Genomic DNA, 22,064 nt, shown 5'->3' with positions numbered 1-22,064 from the left:
CCTATAATCCAGCCATAACTCTCTCTATTAGTCTTTACGTAGTAATAGATCCTTCTGTTTATCCAGCGTTCCTCTAAGTCTTAATATCGCCTTGGAGTGAAGCTGAGAAATTCGTGATGGAGACAAGGACATAACCTCTGCAATCTCGCTAAGAGACAGGTCTTCATAATACAAAAGAGAAACGACCGTCCGCTCTTTTACAGTCAGCTTCTCAAGACCCTGTACCAAGGCTTCTTTTAAATAAAACTCATTGACCTTATAATCAGGATTTTTCGCCTTTTCGTCAATCATTAAAGAGAGACGTGTCTCGGATTCTTCTTCTCGAATAGGGTCTTCAAGTGAGCAAAGTGACATCACGGCCACCTCCTGAAGCATGTGCTGGAAATCCTTTGTTGACACATCTAGGTAAGCACTCATTTCTTCATCACTTACAGATCTTAGATACGATTGTTCCAGTTGCTGATATGCGTCTTCAATGCGCTTAGCTTTCTCTCTCACGGAACGTGGAACCCAGTCCCCTTGTCTTAATCCGTCGAGTATCGCACCCCGAACACGCCAAGAAGCATATGTTTCAAACTGGAGCCCTCGTTCATAATCGAACTTTTCCAACGCATCAATTAAACCCATAACACCATTGCTCTCCAAATCATCTTTCGGAACGTTTTTGGGCAAACCGACTGCCAGTCGTCCAGATACATAATTGACAATATGAAGATATTTCTCGATTAAGTTTTTCTTAGCTTCAAGATCTCCATGTTCCTTCCACTTTTCCCACAGATCTGCATGGTTCAAATGTGAAGCTTTACGCTCGTTCAATTGATTTCACCCTCCTTATTTGTCTGTCAGGTGACGAACGGCCTGCGCCAATTCTTCCGGCTCTTTGGTCCGAACGAGTTTAGGCGGATCCAATGGGGCAAATCCCGTTGGAGCTTTCGTCTCAGATGGCGGAAGATCTTCCTCGGAGGAGGCGTTCTGTCCATTTTTGAGCAAATCGTTGAGCTCTTGACCATCATCTTCGAGTTTAATGTCCACCTGTGAACCTCTTAATTCTTGACCGTTTAGGGGATCGTAATCGAATCCCTTGCTATCTAAGGATGGAGTCAGCAGCAATCCCAATCCCCAGCGTAGAGCGTAAGCAAGGGCAAACCAGGCTACAAATCCGATTAACCCGCGAATTAAACTGGTCATCAACACATTGCTGCTGTAAGCTACAAAAAAAGTCAGAATAAATCCGACTATGCCTGCTCCAAGATTAATGCGGTAGTTTCCTATCATATTGGTTATAGTTCCTTTACACCCATTTGTACACTTCTAATAGTCAAAAGTCCAGTCTCACAGTCCATTTCAATAGTTCGTCCATAGTTGCCGCCCGTATCTTCAGCCAGTAGAGGAATACCGAGCTTCTGTAACCATTCCCGACAAGAATCAGCATTTCGCGGTCCAATCCGCATCGTGTCACCAGCTCCCGAAAAAGCAAACATCTGTGACCCTCCTGCCATTTTGGACACAATTCGTGACTGAGAAGCGCCGAGCTTAACCATCTTCTCCAATAACTCGGGCAATGCCGTATCCGCATATTTGGCTCTATTCAAATTCCCCTCGCGGGCAATATCTGAAGTAGGGAGCATGACATGCGCCATTCCAGCCAGCTTCAATTGTGGGTCATACATTGTTAAGCCCACACATGAACCAAGGCCAGTCGTACGGATTATGCCAGGAAGATGAGCAATATTCAAATCCGCCATACCGACTTTAACGACGCTTTTATCTTCAATCATGATCTAGCGGCACCCCTAATGATTCGAATATCTTAGCAAATGATGTCGGATCGGGAATGAGGAAGAACTGACCTTCCACTTCATCTTGTCCTTCAAAGAACGAAGTGTCAATTAGCAATGCAGCATCGCCCATTTCACCAAATTGCAGTAAACCATAACTCAGAATAGCACCTGCCATATCAATGGCAAGTCCTGGAACCGTTGGATACATGGACAGTTTCGTAAAATCTGCAAGTGAAGATAGATAAGACCCAGCCAGTATGTTTCCAATCTCAGACAGAGCAGATTGTTCCATATCCGTGAAGTCAAACCCTTCCCTCAAGTCAAAACCAGCAAGACGATTAAGCAACATCTTAGCCGCTTCAGGTGTCATCATAAAAAACAGATTACCTGGTGCTTCCCCTTCGACACGTAAGAAAACAGTAACGACGATTCGTTCATCCCCGCCCACTTTTTCGGAAACTTCTTCAAAGGGAAGCATTTGTACCGTTGGAACGCCCATGTCAATCGGTCTATTAAGGAGCTGGGACAACGCCGTTGCGGCGTTGCCTGCTCCTATGTTACCGACCTCTTTGAGCACATCCATCTGGAATCCCTCAAATCGGTTGAACATTTCCACGGAGTTATCCCTCAACACTTTCCAGCTGAACGACTTCGCTTTTATTTAAGACTTCGTGCAGGTTAAGCATGATTAGCAAACGTTCATTCTCAAGCTTCGCCACACCACGGAGATATCTAGCTTTAACGCCACCAACCACTTCAGGTGGGCTATCAATTGAACTGCTTTTGATATCAATGACATCGTTGGCAGCGTCAACGATAAAGCCTACTTGCATATCGCCTACACCTACAATGACAATACGTGTTTGATCGGTATATTCAGTTTCCGGCAATGAGAAGCGACCACGCAAATCAATGACAGGAATAACAACCCCGCGTAGATTGATAACCCCTTTTACAAAAGAGAATGTTTTAGGGACACGCGTGATTGGCATCATGCGTTCAATCGTTTGAACTCTCTCAACTTCAATGCCGTACTCCTCAGAGCCTAATTTAAAGACGATAACTTTCAACTCTTCTTCCATGTAAAAAACCTCCCTATTAAATGTAGAGCTTAAACGTAATTGGTTTATTTGATGAATGCGTTAGGATCAACGATCAGAGCTACTTGTCCATCTCCAAGAATCGTTGCTCCTGAAATGCCTTCAATCGCAGGGAGATAAGTTCCCATCGATTTGAGGACAATCTCGCTTTGTCCAATGAATTCCTCTACAGATACGGCTGCAAGTCGATCTCCTTTGCGGATAACAACAATTTCCGTTTCTTTCTCATCTGCATCATTGAAGTCTGGTACAGAGAACACTTCATTTAATGAGAGATATGGAATCAATGACTCGCGGAACGTAATCATTTTATTACCATGGATATTGCGAACTTGCTCACGCTGCACAATCGCTGTCTCTACAATTGAAGACAGTGGAATGGCATATTTCTCTGAACCCACTCGTACAAGCATGGCTGCAATAATGGACAGGGTCAATGGAAGTTGAACTGAGAAGTTCGTTCCTTTTCCCGGTGTAGAGTGAATGGTTACATTACCGCCAAGTGAAGTGATTTTTGATTTAACAACATCCAAACCAACTCCACGTCCGGAAATATCGGAGATCACATCAGCTGTACTGAAACCCGGTGCAAATAACAATTGATTAACTTCATCGTCACTCATTTTCGCACCTTGCTCCTCTGTAACAACACCTCTGGAAATTGCTGTTTTCAACAACTTCTCACGATAGATCCCCTTACCATCATCTTCAATCTCAATGAAGACATGGTTACCACTATGGAATGCACGCAGGTTAACGGTTCCCATCTCTGGTTTGCCTGCCGCTACACGCTCTGAAATCGACTCAACACCATGGTCAACCGCATTACGCAGCAAGTGAACCAACGGATCGCCAATCTCATCAATAACGGTACGATCCAATTCTGTTTCGGCTCCAGTAATCACTAGATCAATTTTCTTGTCTAGTGTTTTTGCTAAATCGCGAATCATACGAGGGAAACGGTTGAACACGGTGTCTACAGGAACCATCCGCAGCTTCAGGACAATATTTTGCAAATCTGTGCTGACTCTGCTCAAGTGAGCTACCGTATCCGACAGATCATTATTCCCCGTCTCGCTAGCTAGTTGTTCTAGTCGTGACCGATCGATCAACAACTCACTGAACAGATTCATGAGTACATCAAGTCGTTCAATATCTACACGAATCGTACGTGAAGGAGCTGCCGCTTGCTTAGGTGCCGCTGCTTTAGTTTCGGCAGGCTTCACTTCTGCTTTAGGAGGAGCTTCTTTGGCTTGAGATGCCGCAATTGCATCGTTTACAGCAACGACTTCAGCTTCGGCAGCAACGGCTGCCTGGTTCGTCATCTGCTGCAGCGTTTCTTGATCCAGCTGAATCACTTTTGCACTTTCAATTTCGGAAATACTTAAAATTCCTTGTTCAAGTTCCTGCGCTTCTTTGGTTGTTATGTAATATAACGAGAAATTGCGCTCAAACTTCTCTTGTTCAATATCCTGAACGGATGGGAATGCTTTTACAACCTCACCGGAGCGTTCTAGCAGATCAAATACCATGTAAGCACGTACGCCTTTTAACTGGCTGTGCTCACTTACCAGTACTTCAATGTAGAATACGCGGTGTCCTTCTGCAATGGATTGATCTAGTACCGAATATTGGAACTCGTCCAGTTGCACTGCAGTTAAGGTTTCTGGAGCCGTCGTTTTATCCGCAGCTGCCGCCGGAGCGTCGCCTCCAGTCCATTCGCCACTTTCAATCGCTTGAAGTGAAGTAACGATTGAGGAAACATCCGCTTTACCTTCTCCGCCATTTGTAATATCCTGAACCATTGTTTCGAGCGCATCCAAACTTTTAAATAGGGTGTCAAAGATGAAATCTTGCATTTTCAGCTTCTCATTACGCACCATATCTAACACATTCTCCATCTTGTGTGTCAGTGATGCCAAATCTTCAAATCCCATTGTTGCAGCCATACCCTTAAGGGTATGAGCTGAGCGGAATATAACCTGAACGATTCCTAAATCCTCCGGGTTACCTTCGAGTTGTAGCATGTTTTCATTAAGCGACTGCAGATGATCATTAGACTCATCAATAAACATGGATAAATATTGGTTCATGTCCATTGTGAGGCACCTCCTCCATGAGTTTCACTCCATTTATTTCACAGCTTGAACAAGTTTTGGCGCAATCTCCTGCAATGGCAGGAGATGCCGCACGCATTGCAGCTCTACAGCAGAACGCGGCATTCCATATACAACACATGTTTCTTCATTCTCGGCAAACGTTGAAGTGACACCTGATTCGTATAATTTCTTCATCATGCGAGCTCCGTCACTTCCCATCCCAGTCAATAAGACCAAATGACGCTGCAGCGATGTGTGTGGCAAAAGAGATTCAAACATCGTATCGACTGATGGTCTATGGCCATTAACCGGATGTTCCTCTGTAAGCTTCAGAATGAACTTGCCATCCGACGTTCTGTTTACTTTGATATGATATCCGCCAGGAGCAATATAGGCTGTTCCTTTTTTCAGAATCATTCCTTCTTCGGCTTCTACCACATGAAGTGGGCTGAACGTATTTAATCGCTGGGCAAGTGATCTGGTGAAATTGGGCGGCATGTGCTGCACAATGACCACAGGAGCCGGCAGATCAGCAGGCAACTGCTCTAGCAACGTTTTAAGAGCCCTTGGTCCACCTGTTGAGCACCCAATCGCTACAAGCTTATTGAATCCAACCTCCAGGGACGACACACCTCGTTGCGTAGGGGCTACTCTGCTCTCAGGAGTATTCCCGGAGGCAGACGTAGCGGCTACCTGGTCGGCAGCCACACGTTGAATACGTGCGGATCGGATTTCCTTGGGCGGAGCTGCGGGCTTGCTTGGTCTCAACTCTTTAATTTCTTTAGGTTCAAGCTTGCGATCAGAACTTTTTGAAACCTCTGTCTTTTGATCCACACGTGCTGGCTTTTGATTCAACAGCGGCGGTGTGTTCTTAGGTACAACTTTGGACTGAACAGAGGGAGTTTGTTCACTGCTCGCTCGTTTTTCAAGTTTTGCAGGCTCTATCTTTTTCTGGTCAAGCTCCCTACGCGATGGCACAGCAGCTACATCCCGCTGTATTCGCTGAGATTGATTCATCAGGTTACCCTGAGCCTCCTCTTTTTTCTGCAGGGACGCCTCTCGGTTCGCTTTTCGTTCAACTTCATTCATAGCCGCTCTCATACGCTCAACCAATGCTTTCCCTACCTGGGCAATGTCTTGATCATGTGATATGGATGGCTTACGAATGAAATCAAATGCCCCAGCCTCCAGAGCCATAATGGTCTCTTTCATGCCTTGTTCATTAATACCCGATAACATAATAACTGGAACATACGACTGCTTCATGATACCTTGCAATGCGTCAAGGCCATTCATCTCGGGCATCTCGACATCCATAGTTATAATATCGGGCTTTACATCCAATGCTTTTTGAATAGCTTCTTTTCCATTTGCTGCTGTTGCCGCCACCTTGAATTCCGAATCCGCTTCAATTAAATCTGAAACAATCTTACGCATAAAAGCGGAATCATCGACAACCAATACTTGATACACCGCCATGTTGTTCACCCCTGTTTCCTTTTTTCAAGAATCATGTTGTCTTCTTAAGCCACTTTCTCATAAATCCCCTGATTCCTGTCAAGGTTTCGGATCCGGTTGTAGCAGGTACAGCCAAATAACGAAGAGCAAGTCGCGTTATGTCTCTTGTTGCCTTGGTATTTGGGAATGCTAGGCTAAAAGGCACCTGCCTCTTTACAGCCTTTACCACCTGGATATCTTCTGAGATGTACCCTAGAAGTGGGATATCCGTCTGCAAAAAACGCTTTGCTACTCCAGCTATTTTCTCTGCCACTCGCTGCGCCTCTTGTTCGTCTTCCACCCGGTTAACGATCATTCGAAATGGTGTAGCATTTTCCTGGCCATGCATAACTTTGACTAAAGCATAAGCATCGGTTATTGAGGTCGGTTCAGGTGTGGTTACGATTAAGCATTCATCAGCAGCACCAATAAATTTCATATTCTCTCTTGAGAGACCTGCTCCGGTATCAAAGATTACGTAATCCATTTCCTGGGCAATCTCTTCTACTTGTTGTGCAAAAAATTCAAGATCTCGGTCTGACAATGAAAACAACTCTTTCATTCCCGAACCACCTGCGATATAAGGCAGGCCACCTGCACCAAGCTGGATAATTTCCTGAATGGACTTCTGCCGATACAGCAAATGATACAAATTATAAGGAGAAGAAGTTCCCATCAATACATCAATATTAGCCATCCCTATATCTGCATCAAAAACGAGTACTTTCCTTCCTAAGGATTGCAAGGCCAGAGCAAAATTCAAAGTAAAATTTGATTTTCCAACTCCACCTTTTCCACTGGCAATGGTAATGATTTTGGAGGAACGTTTCGCCCAATCGACTCCGTTTATACCATCTCGGGAAGGAACCATGCTTCTGAGTGAGGCTGCCTGGTCTTTCATTGTGCACGCTCTCCCAACAATTGTTTTGTGAGAGTGCTCGCCTCAGGCTTCAGCAGATCATCAGGAACATTTTGTCCATTCGTGACATATGCGAGTTTGAGTGGAAACTGATATAACAGGTTGAACATGGATCCACAACTGCCTGTTTCGTCCATCTTCGTGAAAATCACTTTGTCCAGACCATACTTACTAAAGTGTTCTGTGATCTGAACCATATCTGTACTTTTGGATGTCATACTCATAACCAAAAAGGTTTCACTGTTCTCAACGGGAGCCAATAGGCTTTGTAACTCGGAAACTAGTAACTCATTTCTATAGTTTCTTCCGGCAGTGTCCATAAAGATCAGATCACATTCCTGTAGCCGAGATATAGCTCGCTGAGTATCACCCGGAGACTGCACCACTTCAAGTGGAACATTTAAGATAGAAGCATACGTTCTAAGCTGCTCTACTGCCGAGATCCGGTAAGTGTCGGAAGTGATGAATCCAACTTTACGATGGTTCTTGAACATCTGCTCAGCAGCCAGCTTGGCAATGGTGGTTGTTTTACCAACCCCCGTTGGTCCAGCTACATACACGATTCGAGTGGTAGAAAGAATACCTTCAGCGATACGATCTTTCAAGAACTGCGTTATCACTTGTTCCATGGCCTCATAACTGTTTTCTTCCTTTAACTCGTCCTCAGTGATTTTCCGCTGAACAGCTTCAAACCAAGATTCCGATACATTTGGCCAAACTTCTTGCTCGTTCAGACGATCTCTTACGAGGCGCAGTTGTTCTGGTAGATTCTCTTCCGCGACTCCTAATCTGGATATCTTGGACATCATCTGTTTCAGATCTTGCAGTTCAGACATTAGTTGTTGCTGATCTAAGGTATTGCTCTTCTGTATAGAGGGAGAGCTTGAACCCGAAAAATCCGCCCCTTCCGGTCGCGGTTTATAATCGAGGTTCAAATCAGATTTGCTCTTATCTGTGTTTGAATCCAGCTGACTCGATTCAAACACAGGATTAGCATCCGCACGTTCTTCAGTTAACGAATGATCGGTTGATTTAGCAACTGGCGAATCTGAAGCCTTATCAAATGTACGGGCTGTTTGACGGTAGGCTTCAGGAACAAAAGCACGCGGTACAGGTGCAAACTGAGGTTGAGCTTGCTTCTTCGTTTCTTTTTTCTCTGCCTTATCAACTGCAGCTACAACTTCAATCCTCTTTTTACGGAACATACCGAGGACCCCGCCTACCTTGATCTCTTTGGTAGACAAGATAACGGCATCACTTCCCAAGTCTTTACGAATTTGAAGCATCGCTTCGGGCATGGTCTCAACAACGTATTGTTTTACTCTCATAAGTTCACCACCCCGACACTTTGGATTTCAACATTCGGTTCCAACTCGCTATAGGAAAGCACTGGTATGTCCTGCATAGTACGCTCAATGACTTGGCGCAAGTACATCCGAATGGTTGGAGATGTTAATACAACTGGTTGCTGACCAGATTGAATCAATCGATTCACCTGTTCTGTCAACTTTTGATAGACACTCTGTGTAGACACTGGATCTAATGCAAGATAGCTACCTTGCTCTGACTGTTGTACAGACTCAGCAATTTTTTTCTCTAAGCCAGGACCAACCGTGATTACTCTAAGTGTCTCACCTTTCTGTGAGAACTGCTGCGTAATCTGACGTGAGAGCGATTGTCTTACATACTCGGTTAGCACGTCTGGATCTTTGGTATACGTACCATAGTCAGCTAGTGTCTCAAAGATGGTAACCATGTCTCGTATGGATATTTTCTCACGCAATAGTTTGGCTAGTACCTTTTGAACATCACCAATCGCTAGAACAGAAGGAATCAATTCATCCACAAGAGCGGCATAATTTTCTCTGAGGTTATCCACAAGCGCTTTTGTTTCTTGTCTTCCAAGTAATTCATGTGCGTGTTTCTTAATCAATTCAGTTAGATGCGTTGCTACAACCGAAGGCGGATCTACAACGGTATAACCAGCAAGTTCTGCTCTATCTTTGGTCAGCTCGTCAATCCACAAAGCTGGAAGTCCAAAGGCAGGCTCTGTCGTCTCAATACCGGTTACCGATTCTTCTTCATACCCTGGACTCATCGCCAAGTAATGATTCAGAAGCAGTTCTCCACCACCAACAACATTACCTTTGATTTTGATTACATATTCATTAGGTCTTAATTGAATGTTGTCTCGAATACGAATGACAGGAACTACTAGACCCAGTTCAAGCGCACACTGTCTACGAATCATAATAATTCGATCCAACAAGTCACCACCTTGCTGGTTATCAGCAAGAGGGATCAATCCATATCCAAATTCGAACTCGATCGGATCCACTTGAAGAAGGTTAATCACACTTTCAGGGCTTCGAACTTCTTCGATCTGTTGCTCCTCCTCCAACTGCTCTTCAGCCACTTGTTTGGATTTCAGCGTATTCTGCATCCTCCAGGCGGTAAAAGCAAGTAAAGCGGCTAAAGGTAGCGTAGTAATAACATGAATTGGTGTGAAGAACCCCAGCATAGCAATGACAAAAGCTACAATATAAATGAGCGTCGGGTATGTAAATAATTGCCCCGTAATATCATCTGCAAGATTTCCTTCTGATGACGCTCGTGTAACAATCAGACCGGCAGCCGTTGAGATCAGAAGCGCAGGAATCTGACTTACCAGACCATCCCCGATGGTCAACACCGAGTAAGTAGAAAGCGCATCTGCAAAAGCCATTCCGTGTACTGTCATTCCGATAATAAATCCGCCAATGAGATTGATAATGAGGATAATGATACTCGCAATCGCATCCCCTTTAACGAATTTACTTGCTCCATCCATCGCTCCGTAAAAGTCTGCTTCTCGCTCAATCTTAGTACGACGTTCACGGGCTTGCTGCTCGTTGATCAGACCTGCATTCAAATCCGCATCAATACTCATTTGTTTACCAGGCATCGCATCGAGAGTAAAACGAGCTGCAACCTCAGCTACACGCTCAGACCCCTTCGTGATAACGATAAACTGAACAACAACGAGAATCAGGAACACGATAAACCCTATCGCAATCTGTCCACCCGCAATCCAACTACCGAAAGTCGCTACGACCGATCCGGCATCCCCTTCACCAAGGATCAATTTGGTTGTTGAAATGTTCAACGCTAGTCGGAACAAAGTTGTAATCAACAACATCGCCGGGAAGATTGAAAATTGGAGTGCTTCTTTGCTGTTCATAGCAACGAGCAAAATCATGAGCGCAATTGAAATGTTGATAACGAGTAGCATGTCCAACAACCAGGTTGGGATCGGGAGAATCATCATCAATACGATGCCGATAATACCCGCAAGGACAGCAATATCTTTAGTCTTCAATGAATGTACGGCCTCCGATCCCCTTTTATTTCGTTCTGCCCTTTAATTTATATACATAAGCCAGCACTTCGGCTACCGCTTGAAACAAATCAGCAGGTATGGCGTCTCCAATCTCAGCTCTCTGGAACAACGCCCGTGCCAGCGGCTTGTTTTCCATCGTAATGACGCCGTTTTCTTTAGCTATTTCTCTTATACGCAAGGCGACATAGTCTTGACCTTTGGCAATGATCTGAGGTGCCTCCATCTCTGACCCTTCATACTTCAGCGCTACCGCAAAGTGGGTTGGGTTTGTGATGATTACGTCAGCATTCGGAACTTCCTGCATCATGCGCTGCATAGCCATACGACGCTGGCGCTCTCGAATTTTACCCTTGATCAGTGGGTCACCTTCCATTTTTTTGTACTCATCCTTGATGTCTTGTTTAGACATCCGAATGTTTTTCTCATAATCATATTTCTGATACATGTAGTCGAAAATCGCAAGAATCATAAGAGCTACTGCAATTTTGACGCCTAAACTTAATGTAATGGAAGCTGCAAAATGTAAAATAGCATCCACCGAAAAATGTGAGAGTGAAGCAATGTCTGATTGGTAACTGATAATTGTGCTGTACACGAGATAACCAATAATCGACATCTTTAATACGGATTTGGCGAATTCTACTACTGAACGCAATGAAAAAATATTTTTGAATCCTTTGATGGGATCAAGCTTTTCTAGCTTTGGCTTAAGCCCTTCTCCTACAAGTAAAAACCCAACTTGCATATAGTTTACAATCAGAGCGATAAGAGCAACTCCCAGCAACACAGGAGCAAGTAACAGCATAACTTCGATGCCATAACGCATCATGAGTGCCATTACATTCTCACCAGTGATCTGCATGCTTAGCCGGTTGATAAAAATATCCGTGAAAAGCCGAACCATTCGTTCCTTATAAAAGTCACTAAAAAACATAAAGATCAAAAAGGTGAACAGGAGAATCGAAGCACCGGAGATCTCCATACTTTTGACGACCTGTCCCTTTTTGCGCGTTTCCTGCCTCTTATTCGGTGTCGCCTTTTCGGTCTTTTCTCCTGCAAACAATTGGAGGTCGAGTTGATATTTCATTTGGGTCTTGTCCTCCATTTCACTCAGCCCGGCCTTTGTCCAATGGTCCCAAGCAATTTTTCCATGGATCTGAACATTACTTCGAACAATTGACTAAATACAAAGGAAAAACTCGGAACCAGTAAAAGCAAAATAGCAATCCCGACAAGTACCTTAAGCGGCATACCAACAGCAAATACGTTGAATTGAGGAGCCGTTTTGGCTAGAAACCCTAATCCTACGTCTGTCAAGAATAGAGCAACGACAATCGGTGCAGACATCTGAAAAGCAAGCATAAATGTCTCACCTAACGTTCGTACTAAAAATTCTGCTATACTTCCATCTGCCAAACGAATAAAAAATGCATTGGATAGCGGTATCCATCGATAACTGTATACGATAGCGTCTAGCAAGTAATGATGACCATTCATCGTCAAAAATAGTAGCATGGCAAAAGCGTACTTGAAGTTACCTGTAAGTGGTGCTGAAGCACCAGTCATTGGATCATAGACGTTCGCCATGGCAAAACCAATCTGAAAATCGATAAACGCTCCTGCGGTCTGAACAGCAGTCATAATAAGATACGCTACGAAACCCAGCAGCAGGCCAATCAGAATTTCCCTAATGATCAGCAAAATGTAGCTTAGATCTGTAGGAACCTCTTGATTAATGCCATACACCAAGTACACGGTTAACGTGACAAATGCTGAAATTCCAATTTTAAACGTATTAGGCACATTTCGAGCTGAAAAGACGGGTGCTGTTACAAAAAATGATGCAATTCGACAAAACATAAGCAGAGCGACAGGAAAACTTTGCAACAATGTCTCCATCTGCAAAAGCCTAACCTATATATCTGTATAAATTATCGAGTATGTTGTACGTGAAATCGACCAATATATTCAATATCCATGGCCCAAACAATAGTACTGCCAGTAATACGGCAACAATTTTTGGCACAAAAGCCAGAGTCTGTTCCTGGATCTGCGTTGTCGCTTGAAATATACTGATCATAAGTCCTACAACCAGAGCAAGTATAAGCATGGGTGCGCTGGCCAACAGTGCTGTATAAACTGCTTTCCCGGCCAGACCGATAATAAACTCCGAAGTCATGACCGTCCTCCTTTACTATTCCGGCTCAAGTATTAAAACTCAGCAACAGTGACTTCACTACCAGATACCATCCATCCACAAGGACAAATAATAGTATTTTGAAAGGTAATGAGATCATAACCGGCGGAAGCATCATCATCCCCATTGCCATCAGTGTGCTTGCTACGACGATGTCTATGACCAGAAATGGAATAAAAATCATAAATCCCATCTGGAACGCTGTCTTTAATTCACTGATTGCATATGCCGGCACCATAACAGTGAGCGGTATATCTTGATACGAACTAGGCTGTTCGGTTTGATTGTATTTCATAAAAAGCAATAGGTCCTTCTCCCTAGTGTGGGAGAACATAAATTTCTTTATAGGATCTGCTGCCTTTTCCAATGCCTCGGTTTGCGTAATTTCTCCTTGAATATAGGGCTGAAGTGCTACCTGATTAATCGAAGACAATGTCGGTGACATGATGAATAATGTCAAGAAGAGCGCTAACCCGACAAGCACCTGATTGGGTGGCATTTGCTGTGTCCCCAAGGAAGTTCGCACAAAACCGAGAACGATAACAATTCGGGTAAAACTGGTCATGAGTACCAGTAATGCCGGTGCGATACTCAGTACCGTAATTAATAGGATGAGCGATAATGAGCTTGTGCTTGGTGCTCCTCCATCCCCATTTCCGATTTGAATATCAATATTCGGTATCGGTTCGGCAAAGGCGACTGTTACGGACGCCAGGCTGATCAGCCCCATCAAACAACATGCTAGCCAAATCTTTTTCTTCATGAATCCCTCGACCGATCTGTAGTATTGTCTTCTTCTTTCAGGAGCTTCTCCATCTTCTCTTTTCGGTTAGGCATCTGCCGAAGTTTGGATTCAAACAATTCGTGAAAAGAGGTTGTATCCTCTAGCTCCATTTCCCGCGGTGGTTCTTCTTTGCGGAAACGAGTAGCGAGCTTGTTGATGAGAGGCGAGAGGCTTCCGTTTGATGAAGAAGCTTCTCGTTCAAACGAATCGATGATTCGCTGTGCCTCATCCAGATCAGAAATTTTATCTACAAGTTGGATATTCTCACCTACACCAAGCAGATAAACGTTACCGCCAATTTCAATAATCTGTAGTGATTTGTTAGGCCCAAGCCCAACTCCGCCTAAAATCCGGACTGTACCGTTACGAAACCACTGCTGATTTCGTTTGTTGAGAAAACGAATCAAGTAGACGATAAGGGCTAGGATGACGGCCAGGACAACAATCACCCAAACAAGCTGCAAATAATAATTGGTACCCGCTAATGGAATTTCATCCTGAGCCATCATCATATCTCTTACACGCCCAGTGTTTTGCTGATCGCTTCGATAACGCGGTCGGACTGGAATGGCTTAACGATGAAATCTTTGGCTCCCGCTTGAATTGCATCGATTACCATTGCTTGTTGCCCCATTGCAGAGCACATAATCACTTTGGCATTGCCATCAATTTTTTTGATTTCTTTCAGAGCCGCGATTCCATCCATCTCAGGCATGGTAATATCCATCGTGATCAGATCAGGACGAAGTTCCTTAAATTTCTCAATTGCTTGTGCTCCATCCTGAGCCTCGCCAACGACCTCATATCCGTTTTTGGACAAAATGTCCCGGATCATCATTCTCATAAATGCAGCGTCGTCCACGACTAAAATTCGGTTTGCCATCTTGATTCAAGTCCTCCCTAAATTGTGCTTATTGTAATTTCTGAATTCGGTCCCATTGGCTTACGATATCTATAACACGAACACCAAAGTTTTCGTCGATAACGACAACTTCTCCCTTGGCGATCAGCTTGTTATTAACCAAAATATCGACAGGTTCGCCGGCTAGTTTATCGAGCTCGACAATTGAACCTTGTGATAGTTCCAATATATCCTTAATTTGCTTTTGGGTCCTTCCTAATTCTACGGTGACTTTAAGGGGAATGTCCATCAATAAATTCAAATTGTTTTCATCGACCTGACTGTAAGCGCCATTTTGCAAATTAGCAAACTGTACAGGCTGTACGTTTACATTCCTATTCGGCACACCGCCGTAATGCTGTGGTTCACCATAATGCGGCTGTGGTGGCATAGCATATGGTTGCTGTGGTGGCATTCCATACGGTTGCTGTGGCGGCATTCCCTGAGGCATCCCTTGCGGCATCCCCATTGGTGCTTGTCCATAACTGTTATAATCCTGCACTGGCGGCTGCGCCGCCTGCTGTGGTGGCATCTGCTGCTGTGCTGGAGGTTGTGATGGAGCTACCGGTGCCGGTGCCGCTGCCTGAGGTTCTGGCGTCTGTACAGGCTCTGGTGCCGCTGGAGCAGGTGTATTCGCTGTAGACTCCTGTGCGCCTCCAATCAGCAATTCAACCATGTGCTTCGCGAAATGAACGGGAAGCAATTGCATCAGATTGGAATCAATCAGATCACCGATCAACAACCGGAAGGATACTTGAATAAGTGTTTCGTCTTCCGGAAGGTTGCTTACCCCTTCACCACTTTCCATGTTGAGAATATCAATCCCTGGAGGAGAGATATTTACGAAACGATTAAATATCGTAGACATGGATGTAGCAGAAGAGCCCATCATCTGATTCATGGCTTCCTGCACAGCACTGATGTGGATTTCATTCAATTCCTCATCCGCAGGATTGCCCTCGCCCCCAAGCATCAAGTCAGCAATCACTTGAGCATCGCGTTTTTTGATGACGAGCGAGTTGATTCCTTCAAATCCATCGACATAATTCACATGGACGGCAACATGAGGTTTAGGGAACGCATCTTCAAACTGTGATCGGCTAATTGCCGAAACCTTAGGTGTTGTAATATCCACTTTGAGTCCTAATAAGGTGGACAAAGCGGTTGCTGCACTACCAAATGTAATATTACCAATTTCGCCCAGAGCATCTTGCTCCAGCTCGGTTAAGAAATCGTCAACCGTCTTCTCCGCTGGTTCAGAGCTGTTGATCGATTCAGATTGCCTGAGCAAAGCATCGATCTCGTCCTGGGATAAATAATCCTTACTCGTCAAATTCTTCAACTCCTTCGGTGACAATCTCGTCTATTTGTATAGCCACACGATCTTTAATCGTTCCCGGACTACCCATATACTTCAGCCTGTCGCCAACTTTAATGGATAAGCCTTCCTCAACCGGTTTGTTTAACGTAATCACGTCACCAACCGACAGACCCAAAAACTCTGAAATGGAAATTTTGGACTCTCCGAGTTCGGCAACCACTGGCAATTTAGCCTTATTGACACGTTCCCTAAGAGCTTCATATTCCTCTGGGGCTCTGGTCTTTTTCTCAGAAACAAACCATTGGTGCGTAGACAGACGTGACATAATGGGTTCAAGAACGACATGCGGGATACACAAATTGATCATGCCTGTTGTGTCACCGATTTTAGTGCTCAGTGAGATCAGCGCAATCGTTTCATTGGGTGATACAATTTGCATGAATTGTGGATTAGTCTCCAACGCTTCCAATTTGGGTGAGATATCCAGCACCGTTTTCCATGCTTCCTGCAAGCTTTCAAACGCCCGGCTAAAAATCCGCTCCATAATGGTTGTCTCAATTTCAGTCATTGAGGCTATTTTGGCTGGTGCACTGCCCGTTCCACCAAGCAACCGATCCAGCATTGCATAACCAACGTTAGGATGTACCTCCATGACCATTCGACCCTGCAAAGGCTCGGCTTCAAAAATGTTTAATATGGTCATTTTTGGTATCGAACGGATAAATTCATCATAAGGCAATTGTTCAACCTGAACGACATTGATCTGAACGAACGTCCGCAGTTGGGCTGAAAAATAAGTGGTGAGAAAGCGTGCAAAGTTTTCGTGAATCCGGGTCAAACTTCGAATATGATCCTTTGAAAAGCGCACTGCCCGCTTAAAATCGTAAGATCTAATTTTCTTCTGAGTTTCTTCCTTTTTCAATTCCTCAGCATCCATCTCACCTGAGGAAAGTGCTGCTAATAGGGCATCAATCTCATTTTGTGATAATACATCCACCATGTTCTCACCCCCTTACAGGTTTACAGCGTGTTCTGTTCATATTACATAGATACCAATAAGAAATCAGTAAAGCTAGTACTGCTGAGCTTTGGTTCTGGTAAGGCATTATTAATTAATTCTGTAAGCTTTGTGTTGAACTCAGAACGGCCTTTTGCTGTTTTTAATTCTTCTGGTTGTGTATCTGCTAGAGTCTGAATAATAATCGGTTTCACCGTAATTTCTTTGATTTTCTCAAAATCTTCTTTTGATTTAGCATCTGCTAGCTCAAAGGATAACTTCGCTTGTAAAATGTGATTGGTATCTGCTAGATTCGTTTTTATGTCTGTAATTTCTGATGTTACTTCGACAATCTCATCTGCAGTCTTCTTCTTCTCTACTACAGCAGCAGACTTATGTGCATCAGCATTGTTCCCGTTCTGAGTTTGCATAAATACAAACACAACCACCGCAATGAGTGTTATAGCAAGCAGGCTCATTGCAATCCAGGGCATCATCTTTTTCATCAGGATTCCTCCGTTTGTTGCACTTTGATGGTGGCCGCCTGAACCCCAATTTCACGGTTGTATTCTTTAATTTTGGAAATGACTTCATCCGCCTTTTCCAGCACAATGAGTCTCTTTCCTGTGACAAGAGTTATATACGTATCTGGCGTCTCTTCAACAATTTCCACCATCAGCGCATTCAACCACATGGGAGAACCATTTAACCGCGTCACCGAAATCATGCTAAGCCCCCTTATTCAGCGTGGGGGAACATACTCCCCCACACAATTAAAAAACTACTAAACCGTTATTAACGTTTCAGGTTAACAACTTCTTGAAGCACTTCATCCGATGTGGTAATGATTCTTGAGTTAGCTTGGAATCCACGTTGAGCTACAATCATCTCTGTAAATTCACCAGTCAAGTCCACGTTAGACATTTCAAGCTGACCAGCGATAATCGCACCTGTTCCATCTTCGGCACTGTTAGCTGTCAGGGGCTCAAGTGCACCATCAGGATTCGCATTGGCCGTCATACGGTACAAGTTGCCTCCGATTTTCTCCAAGCCTTCTGGATTGACTACCTTACCGATACCAAGCTGTGCACCAGCCTCAATCGTGCCATCAGCCATCGTCTGATTGATCGTGCCATCTTGACCAATCGTGAAGGACACGACATCATCTCCAAGGGTAATGTTAGCACCACCATTATCCAGTACAAACAATCCATCAGATGTCAACAGGTTACGTGCAGCATCAATGTGGAAATCACCAGCACGAGTCAAATAAGGAACCTCTTGATCCTCACTGAGGCGTACCAAGAAGAATCCATCCCCGTTAATCCGCAAATCTGTAGGATTGTTCGTTGTCATCGGGCTACCTGCCAAGTGCAACGTATCAATTGAACCAATCGATACCCCGAGTCCGATTTGTTTCGCGTTCACACCACCAGTTGCATCTCCTGGAGCAGTTACCCCAGCTGTTGTTTGGCTCATAATATCTTTGAACATGACGCGGCTACCTTTAAAACCAACCGTATTCACGTTCGCAATATTATTACCGATAACATCTAGCTTTGTTTGAAAACCCCGCATCCCGGAAACGCCTGAGTACATTGATTTCAACATTTTAGAAAAGCCTCCCAGCCATAATTTGGTTTACCGCATCAATCGGTCAGCGGCATTCCGGCTCCCGAGAAGGGCCAGCCGGTTAAGAAATAATGACAGCACTATCAATTTGAGTGAATACGTTGTTCTTCATACTTTCACTATCCATGGCAGTTACGACGGTGCGATTTTTGACGTTCACGATAAAGGCAAGATCCTGCATTAAAATCAGAGACTCTTTCGCTCCTTTGGCAGCAGCTTTGTCTAGCGCTGTACCAATTTGCTGCATTTGCTCACTTTTCAGTTCAATGCCACGTTGTTCCAATCTCTTGGCAGCGTGATTGCTTAACTTTAGAAGATTATCTTCCAAAACCTGAGCAAAGGGGCGCTCCGGAGTTGTGGATAATTCCGCTTGCTTGGATCGACTCAGCAAATTTGGTGTATTTATCCCTGTGTATAACTGTCCAACCGTTATGCGATCACTCATAACAAGTTCTCACTGTCATCCGCCCGCTCGGTTGCTTCTGGATTAACTGGGCTTTCGTTTGTGTCTGTTACGTTATCCGTAGTGTTTTGAACCTGAGGTTCACTTTGCTGCGGCTGATTCAGATCACTTGATTCCGGTTCCTTCGGATTGGTTACCTGAATAATCTCATCCAATTTGATTTCGTCATTGCCCACTTTAGCGTACTGTACACCATCACGAACAACGATTGAATCTACAATGCCCTGACGAAGCGTTCCGTTATCTGCTTTATTAGAAGAAAGCCAACTGATCTCTCGACCAATCATGCCAGACACAGCACCCAGGGATTGGTTCAAAGTCTTCAGTTGTGATGAAATGTTAACCAATTGTTCGACCGAACTGAACTGCGCCATCTGAGCGATAAACTCTTTATCCTCCATCGGCTGCATCGGATCTTGGTTCTGAAGCTGAGTAATCAAAATTTTGAGAAACTGATCCTTCCCTAACTCCTTTGTAGCAGCACTTGTCGTTGCTTTGTTCGCTGCCGAGTAGTTTGGCCAGGTATTGTTGGTTGAAACGATTTCATTAGCCATATATTCACCTCATTTCTATTAAGCTTCTGCTGTAAATGAATCCCGTTTAAGCTCTTGACCCTCTACTTGCTCGCTGCGCCAGTTACGCAATTCTTCCTGGATCCCTGCTGTTGTTATAGCATCATCAGATTGCTCTTCACGTTCACGCGAACGACGTTGCTGCTGGGAGTTACTTCCTGGCTGACGTCCACCATCCTGATACATTTGAGATCCCAGTGAGCTGTTCTGTGTAACTTCAAGTCGTTCTACTTGAATCCCTTGGGCTTGAAGTGAACTACGTAGTTGCATCATCTGTTGTTCAAGCATATCTCTCGCCATGGTATGTTCTGTCATAAAACGAGCAACCAATTGTCCGTTCTGTAACGTGATCTGAACATCCAACTTACCTAAATGCTCCGGACGAAGTGAAATCGTCGCTTCAGAGAATCCATTCTTCTGAACGATATCCAACTTGTTCACAACGAACTGCGTCATTTCCTTAGCAAACTGTGAAGCTTGCATAACAGGCTCCGCAGGTTTAGCTGCAGAAGTACCCGAAGTACGCATAGATAACTCACCAGCTGTAATTACAGTGGAATGATCCAACTCTACATCTGTGCTTGCCGTTACAGAAGAATTCGTTCCTGTCTCCATCGTAGCCTGAGTACCCTTACCTGCTGCTGACGCAATAAGGAGCTGAGAGATCACTGCATCTTGCTTATTCAGTGCTTGGCCTGTACTCGCTTGAGTGACTTGTACATTCTGATCCTTTATGGCTACTAACGTATCCACAATAGATTTAAGATCTGCCCAGCCCTTACTACTGCTTAAATCCACACCTGAGTTCTGTAAATGATTCTGTAGATTCTGCAGGAGATTCTTAAACTCACTTGTGTTTTTATTAAGAGTACCATCAGGGTTAACTAGGTTTGTCGCCATTTGTGTAAGAGCATCCTGCAACACAAAACGAGCTACTGTCGGATGTTCCGTCAGGTTAATAGCTGGTACAGCTTTCAATGCCTCTGGAGCGACATCTGTATCTGTTGTCCCACTCTCTTGCTCTGTACCATCGGTGATCTGAGCGTACATCTGCTGAATGAGAATCTGTAGTTCGGCAAGAAGTGACGGGTCTTGCTCAATAGCTTCATCTAAAGGTTCCAAGTCGCTGAATAAAGAATTCAGTATGTCCGTTAACGAGCTTTGCTCATCTTCCTCACTAGATGCTAATGCAACTACGAGTGGATTAACACTTAACATCCCTGATGCTGCCGCATTGCTTCCTTCTGTAGTTCCACCATTCAAGGATGCTGCGAGGGTTTGCATAAATTCTCCCCCTGGTGCCGTAGTAGCTCCCTTTGCTTGGGTTCCTGTCGTTGAATTTGTTGCAGTCGCTTTCGCTGAGGATGCTGTAGTCATCTGATATACGATCGACATATGTTCTCACCTCCTTTCAAATGTTCGGAAACATGTTAAAAAGATGATGCTCCGACTACTTATTTCCCATCAGTCTGTTTAAAATTTTGGCCGTTTCCACTGAATTCTCGGTAGACATATTCTCAAGCAACTGCGAACGAGTGGCATCATCCACTGAGTTCAAAATGGTCAACGTTTTGTCTGGACTGAGCTTATATGTTTCGAGCAGTAGTTTTGCACCACTTGAAGCTGACATGCTAGCAAAGGTTTGACTAAGTTGGTTTTTGTCTAAATTCTTCGATGTTGTCGTAGCCGCTGCCGTTGTTGTCGCTTCCTTATTCAATCTAGATTGCAGTGCATCGATGGCCAAGTCTCCAGATGGTTTGGCATCCTTCATCAACATGGTGACATCTGCAGCTGTCTTGGGATCCATCTTCTCAAGTACTCTAGTCCGAGATGTAGATTGCATCGCACTCAGCAGAAGAACCATTTCTTCATTCGTCATGTTTTGCAAAATCGGTGCTGCTTTACTTGGACTCATGTCTGCATACATTTTAGCCAAATCTTTGATCTGTTTTTGGTAATCAGAAGGTGTCTCTGGAGTAGCCTGTGCAGCTGTTTCAGCAGCCTGCTCAGCTTCATCTAATTTTTTTTGCAAATCGCTAGCTTTCTGTGTTTCTGTAGTCGTAGCATCCTTAGCTGCTTGAAGCTCCGTTTCCTTCGCAGCAACTTGAGATTTGAGCTTCTCGATCGTCGCTTCAGCACTTTCAACTTGCTTTTCGCTCTTCTCTAGCTTCTCTTTCTCCGGATCTAACACAGGCTCAGGAACCCAGTCCTTGACGATTGGAATTTTATTAGCTAAATCTAGTAAGTTATTGCGAATGTCTACATTAAATAGGGTAAGTAGTACCCCAAGCAGTACAACAGTGAATACAATTGGAATAGAGATCATTAGAAACTTTTCCCAGCCACCGCTTGATTCTTTTTCCATGTCCTCTGTGTCTTTTACAGCCATCGTTTATTCCTCCCTCACGAGGGCAACCTCGCT

At 44.3% G+C, this 22,064-nt stretch carries 25 protein-coding genes; all 25 read right to left on the bottom strand.

Translation table 11 applies throughout. The features are described 5' to 3' along the window. Positions 1-27 precede the first annotated feature (27 nt). The 25 genes from M3636_RS24065 to M3636_RS23945 all read right to left on the bottom strand — a co-directional run bounded on the left by M3636_RS24065 (position 28) and on the right by M3636_RS23945 (position 22,031). A complete protein-coding gene (locus M3636_RS24065) occupies positions 28-816 on the bottom strand; it encodes a FliA/WhiG family RNA polymerase sigma factor (RefSeq protein WP_251384264.1) in 789 nt (262 codons plus the stop codon). Between the two features lie 15 nt (positions 817-831). Beyond that, positions 832-1,275, bottom strand: coding sequence for a hypothetical protein (locus M3636_RS24060; RefSeq protein WP_128101416.1), 444 nt, complete (start codon positions 1,273-1,275; stop codon positions 832-834). A 5-nt stretch (positions 1,276-1,280) separates the two neighbouring features. Continuing rightward, a complete protein-coding gene (locus M3636_RS24055; protein ID WP_128101415.1) occupies positions 1,281-1,778 on the bottom strand; it encodes a chemotaxis protein CheD in 498 nt (165 codons plus the stop codon). Further along, the gene (locus M3636_RS24050; RefSeq protein ID WP_251384331.1) at positions 1,771-2,391 is read right to left on the bottom strand and encodes a chemotaxis protein CheC; all 621 of its coding nucleotides are present in this window, start codon (positions 2,389-2,391) and stop codon (positions 1,771-1,773) included. Before M3636_RS24050 ends, M3636_RS24055 begins: the two co-directional genes overlap by 8 nt. A 10-nt stretch (positions 2,392-2,401) precedes the next feature. Continuing rightward, a complete protein-coding gene (locus M3636_RS24045; RefSeq protein ID WP_056700626.1) occupies positions 2,402-2,863 on the bottom strand; it encodes a chemotaxis protein CheW in 462 nt (153 codons plus the stop codon). 44 nt (positions 2,864-2,907) lie between these two features. Next, a complete protein-coding gene (locus M3636_RS24040) occupies positions 2,908-4,980 on the bottom strand; it encodes a chemotaxis protein CheA (protein WP_128101414.1) in 2,073 nt (690 codons plus the stop codon). Between the two features lie 33 nt (positions 4,981-5,013). Further along, a complete protein-coding gene (locus M3636_RS24035; RefSeq protein WP_128101413.1) occupies positions 5,014-6,459 on the bottom strand; it encodes a protein-glutamate methylesterase/protein-glutamine glutaminase in 1,446 nt (481 codons plus the stop codon). 31 nt (positions 6,460-6,490) lie between these two features. Next, positions 6,491-7,378 (bottom strand): MinD/ParA family protein, encoded by an 888-nt coding sequence (locus M3636_RS24030; protein ID WP_128101412.1) that lies wholly within the window; start codon positions 7,376-7,378, stop codon positions 6,491-6,493. Next, complete coding sequence (flhF, locus tag M3636_RS24025) at positions 7,375-8,724, bottom strand: flagellar biosynthesis GTPase FlhF (protein WP_251384263.1); 1,350 nt, start codon at positions 8,722-8,724, stop codon at positions 7,375-7,377. Before flhF ends, M3636_RS24030 begins: the two co-directional genes overlap by 4 nt. Beyond that, positions 8,721-10,754: a flagellar biosynthesis protein FlhA gene (gene flhA, locus M3636_RS24020; RefSeq protein WP_128101410.1), complete on the bottom strand. Its 2,034-nt coding sequence runs from the start codon at positions 10,752-10,754 to the stop codon at positions 8,721-8,723. The genes flhF and flhA overlap by 4 nt, the downstream gene beginning before the upstream one ends. A gap of 25 nt (positions 10,755-10,779) precedes the next feature. Then, positions 10,780-11,862, bottom strand: a complete 1,083-nt coding sequence (gene flhB / locus M3636_RS24015) for a flagellar biosynthesis protein FlhB (protein ID WP_251384262.1) — start codon at positions 11,860-11,862, stop codon at positions 10,780-10,782. 23 nt (positions 11,863-11,885) lie between these two features. Continuing rightward, the gene (fliR, locus tag M3636_RS24010; RefSeq protein WP_128101409.1) at positions 11,886-12,674 is read right to left on the bottom strand and encodes a flagellar biosynthetic protein FliR; all 789 of its coding nucleotides are present in this window, start codon (positions 12,672-12,674) and stop codon (positions 11,886-11,888) included. Between the two features lie 10 nt (positions 12,675-12,684). Next, complete coding sequence (fliQ, locus tag M3636_RS24005) at positions 12,685-12,954, bottom strand: flagellar biosynthesis protein FliQ (protein WP_056700610.1); 270 nt, start codon at positions 12,952-12,954, stop codon at positions 12,685-12,687. 25 nt (positions 12,955-12,979) lie between these two features. After that, positions 12,980-13,735: a flagellar type III secretion system pore protein FliP gene (gene fliP / locus M3636_RS24000; RefSeq protein ID WP_128101408.1), complete on the bottom strand. Its 756-nt coding sequence runs from the start codon at positions 13,733-13,735 to the stop codon at positions 12,980-12,982. Further along, positions 13,732-14,268, bottom strand: a complete 537-nt coding sequence (locus M3636_RS23995) for a flagellar biosynthetic protein FliO (RefSeq protein ID WP_483311541.1) — start codon at positions 14,266-14,268, stop codon at positions 13,732-13,734. Before M3636_RS23995 ends, fliP begins: the two co-directional genes overlap by 4 nt. 5 nt (positions 14,269-14,273) lie before the next feature. Then, positions 14,274-14,639 (bottom strand): response regulator, encoded by a 366-nt coding sequence (locus tag M3636_RS23990; RefSeq protein ID WP_128101407.1) that lies wholly within the window; start codon positions 14,637-14,639, stop codon positions 14,274-14,276. Between the two features lie 28 nt (positions 14,640-14,667). Further along, complete coding sequence (gene fliY, locus M3636_RS23985; protein WP_251384261.1) at positions 14,668-15,990, bottom strand: flagellar motor switch phosphatase FliY; 1,323 nt, start codon at positions 15,988-15,990, stop codon at positions 14,668-14,670. Continuing rightward, positions 15,980-16,978 carry a flagellar motor switch protein FliM gene (fliM, locus tag M3636_RS23980; protein WP_128101406.1) on the bottom strand — a complete coding sequence of 333 codons (999 nt, stop codon included), beginning with the start codon at positions 16,976-16,978 and terminating at the stop codon, positions 15,980-15,982. Before fliM ends, fliY begins: the two co-directional genes overlap by 11 nt. A gap of 41 nt (positions 16,979-17,019) precedes the next feature. After that, positions 17,020-17,481, bottom strand: a complete 462-nt coding sequence (locus M3636_RS23975) for a flagellar basal body-associated FliL family protein (RefSeq protein WP_128101405.1) — start codon at positions 17,479-17,481, stop codon at positions 17,020-17,022. Further along, positions 17,481-17,702, bottom strand: coding sequence for a flagellar FlbD family protein (locus M3636_RS23970; RefSeq protein WP_056700597.1), 222 nt, complete (start codon positions 17,700-17,702; stop codon positions 17,481-17,483). The genes M3636_RS23975 and M3636_RS23970 overlap by 1 nt, the downstream gene beginning before the upstream one ends. Before the next feature lie 68 nt (positions 17,703-17,770). Beyond that, positions 17,771-18,586 carry a flagellar basal body rod protein FlgG gene (flgG, locus tag M3636_RS23965; protein ID WP_128101404.1) on the bottom strand — a complete coding sequence of 272 codons (816 nt, stop codon included), beginning with the start codon at positions 18,584-18,586 and terminating at the stop codon, positions 17,771-17,773. Between the two features lie 82 nt (positions 18,587-18,668). Further along, entirely contained in the window at positions 18,669-19,052 is a 384-nt protein-coding gene (locus M3636_RS23960; RefSeq protein WP_128101403.1) for a TIGR02530 family flagellar biosynthesis protein, read from the bottom strand. Beyond that, the gene (locus tag M3636_RS23955; protein WP_128101402.1) at positions 19,049-19,624 is read right to left on the bottom strand and encodes a flagellar hook capping FlgD N-terminal domain-containing protein; all 576 of its coding nucleotides are present in this window, start codon (positions 19,622-19,624) and stop codon (positions 19,049-19,051) included. The genes M3636_RS23960 and M3636_RS23955 overlap by 4 nt, the downstream gene beginning before the upstream one ends. An 18-nt stretch (positions 19,625-19,642) precedes the next feature. Then, positions 19,643-21,037 (bottom strand): flagellar hook-length control protein FliK, encoded by a 1,395-nt coding sequence (locus M3636_RS23950; RefSeq protein WP_128101401.1) that lies wholly within the window; start codon positions 21,035-21,037, stop codon positions 19,643-19,645. 55 nt (positions 21,038-21,092) lie between these two features. Further along, positions 21,093-22,031, bottom strand: a complete 939-nt coding sequence (locus tag M3636_RS23945; protein WP_128101400.1) for a MotE family protein — start codon at positions 22,029-22,031, stop codon at positions 21,093-21,095. Positions 22,032-22,064 lie beyond the last annotated feature (33 nt).

It is taken from the genome of Paenibacillus sp. MER 99-2, from assembly GCF_023714095.1.
Classification (GTDB): Bacteria; Bacillota; Bacilli; order Paenibacillales; family Paenibacillaceae; genus Paenibacillus.
The sequence above is the reverse complement of the archived record's forward strand: the minus strand, read 5'-3'. Positions and strand labels throughout refer to the sequence as shown.

What these genes read in the sequence shown, in the direction of transcription:
- fliQ (WP_056700610.1), bottom strand. Translation starts at nt 12,954, where the DNA reads ATGACTTCGGAGTTTATTATCGGTCTGGCCGGGAAAGCAGTTTATACA.
- M3636_RS23990 (WP_128101407.1), bottom strand. Translation starts at nt 14,639, where the DNA reads ATGGCAAACCGAATTTTAGTCGTGGACGACGCTGCATTTATGAGAATG.
- fliP (WP_128101408.1), bottom strand. Translation starts at nt 13,735, where the DNA reads ATGAAGAAAAAGATTTGGCTAGCATGTTGTTTGATGGGGCTGATCAGC.
- M3636_RS23970 (WP_056700597.1), bottom strand. Translation starts at nt 17,702, where the DNA reads ATGATTTCGGTGACGCGGTTAAATGGTTCTCCCATGTGGTTGAATGCG.
- M3636_RS23955 (WP_128101402.1), bottom strand. Translation starts at nt 19,624, where the DNA reads ATGGCTAATGAAATCGTTTCAACCAACAATACCTGGCCAAACTACTCG.
- M3636_RS24030 (WP_128101412.1), bottom strand. Translation starts at nt 7,378, where the DNA reads ATGAAAGACCAGGCAGCCTCACTCAGAAGCATGGTTCCTTCCCGAGAT.
- M3636_RS23995 (WP_483311541.1), bottom strand. Translation starts at nt 14,268, where the DNA reads ATGATGATGGCTCAGGATGAAATTCCATTAGCGGGTACCAATTATTAT.
- M3636_RS23950 (WP_128101401.1), bottom strand. Translation starts at nt 21,037, where the DNA reads ATGTCGATCGTATATCAGATGACTACAGCATCCTCAGCGAAAGCGACT.
- M3636_RS23945 (WP_128101400.1), bottom strand. Translation starts at nt 22,031, where the DNA reads ATGGCTGTAAAAGACACAGAGGACATGGAAAAAGAATCAAGCGGTGGC.
- flgG (WP_128101404.1), bottom strand. Translation starts at nt 18,586, where the DNA reads ATGTTGAAATCAATGTACTCAGGCGTTTCCGGGATGCGGGGTTTTCAA.
- M3636_RS23960 (WP_128101403.1), bottom strand. Translation starts at nt 19,052, where the DNA reads ATGAGTGATCGCATAACGGTTGGACAGTTATACACAGGGATAAATACA.
- M3636_RS24055 (WP_128101415.1), bottom strand. Translation starts at nt 1,778, where the DNA reads ATGATTGAAGATAAAAGCGTCGTTAAAGTCGGTATGGCGGATTTGAAT.
- fliM (WP_128101406.1), bottom strand. Translation starts at nt 16,978, where the DNA reads ATGGTGGATGTATTATCACAAAATGAGATTGATGCCCTATTAGCAGCA.
- M3636_RS24050 (WP_251384331.1), bottom strand. Translation starts at nt 2,391, where the DNA reads ATGTTCAACCGATTTGAGGGATTCCAGATGGATGTGCTCAAAGAGGTC.
- fliR (WP_128101409.1), bottom strand. Translation starts at nt 12,674, where the DNA reads ATGGAGACATTGTTGCAAAGTTTTCCTGTCGCTCTGCTTATGTTTTGT.
- M3636_RS24040 (WP_128101414.1), bottom strand. Translation starts at nt 4,980, where the DNA reads ATGGACATGAACCAATATTTATCCATGTTTATTGATGAGTCTAATGAT.
- flhB (WP_251384262.1), bottom strand. Translation starts at nt 11,862, where the DNA reads ATGAAATATCAACTCGACCTCCAATTGTTTGCAGGAGAAAAGACCGAA.
- M3636_RS24060 (WP_128101416.1), bottom strand. Translation starts at nt 1,275, where the DNA reads ATGATAGGAAACTACCGCATTAATCTTGGAGCAGGCATAGTCGGATTT.
- flhF (WP_251384263.1), bottom strand. Translation starts at nt 8,724, where the DNA reads ATGAGAGTAAAACAATACGTTGTTGAGACCATGCCCGAAGCGATGCTT.
- M3636_RS24035 (WP_128101413.1), bottom strand. Translation starts at nt 6,459, where the DNA reads ATGGCGGTGTATCAAGTATTGGTTGTCGATGATTCCGCTTTTATGCGT.
- M3636_RS24045 (WP_056700626.1), bottom strand. Translation starts at nt 2,863, where the DNA reads ATGGAAGAAGAGTTGAAAGTTATCGTCTTTAAATTAGGCTCTGAGGAG.
- M3636_RS23975 (WP_128101405.1), bottom strand. Translation starts at nt 17,481, where the DNA reads ATGAAAAAGATGATGCCCTGGATTGCAATGAGCCTGCTTGCTATAACA.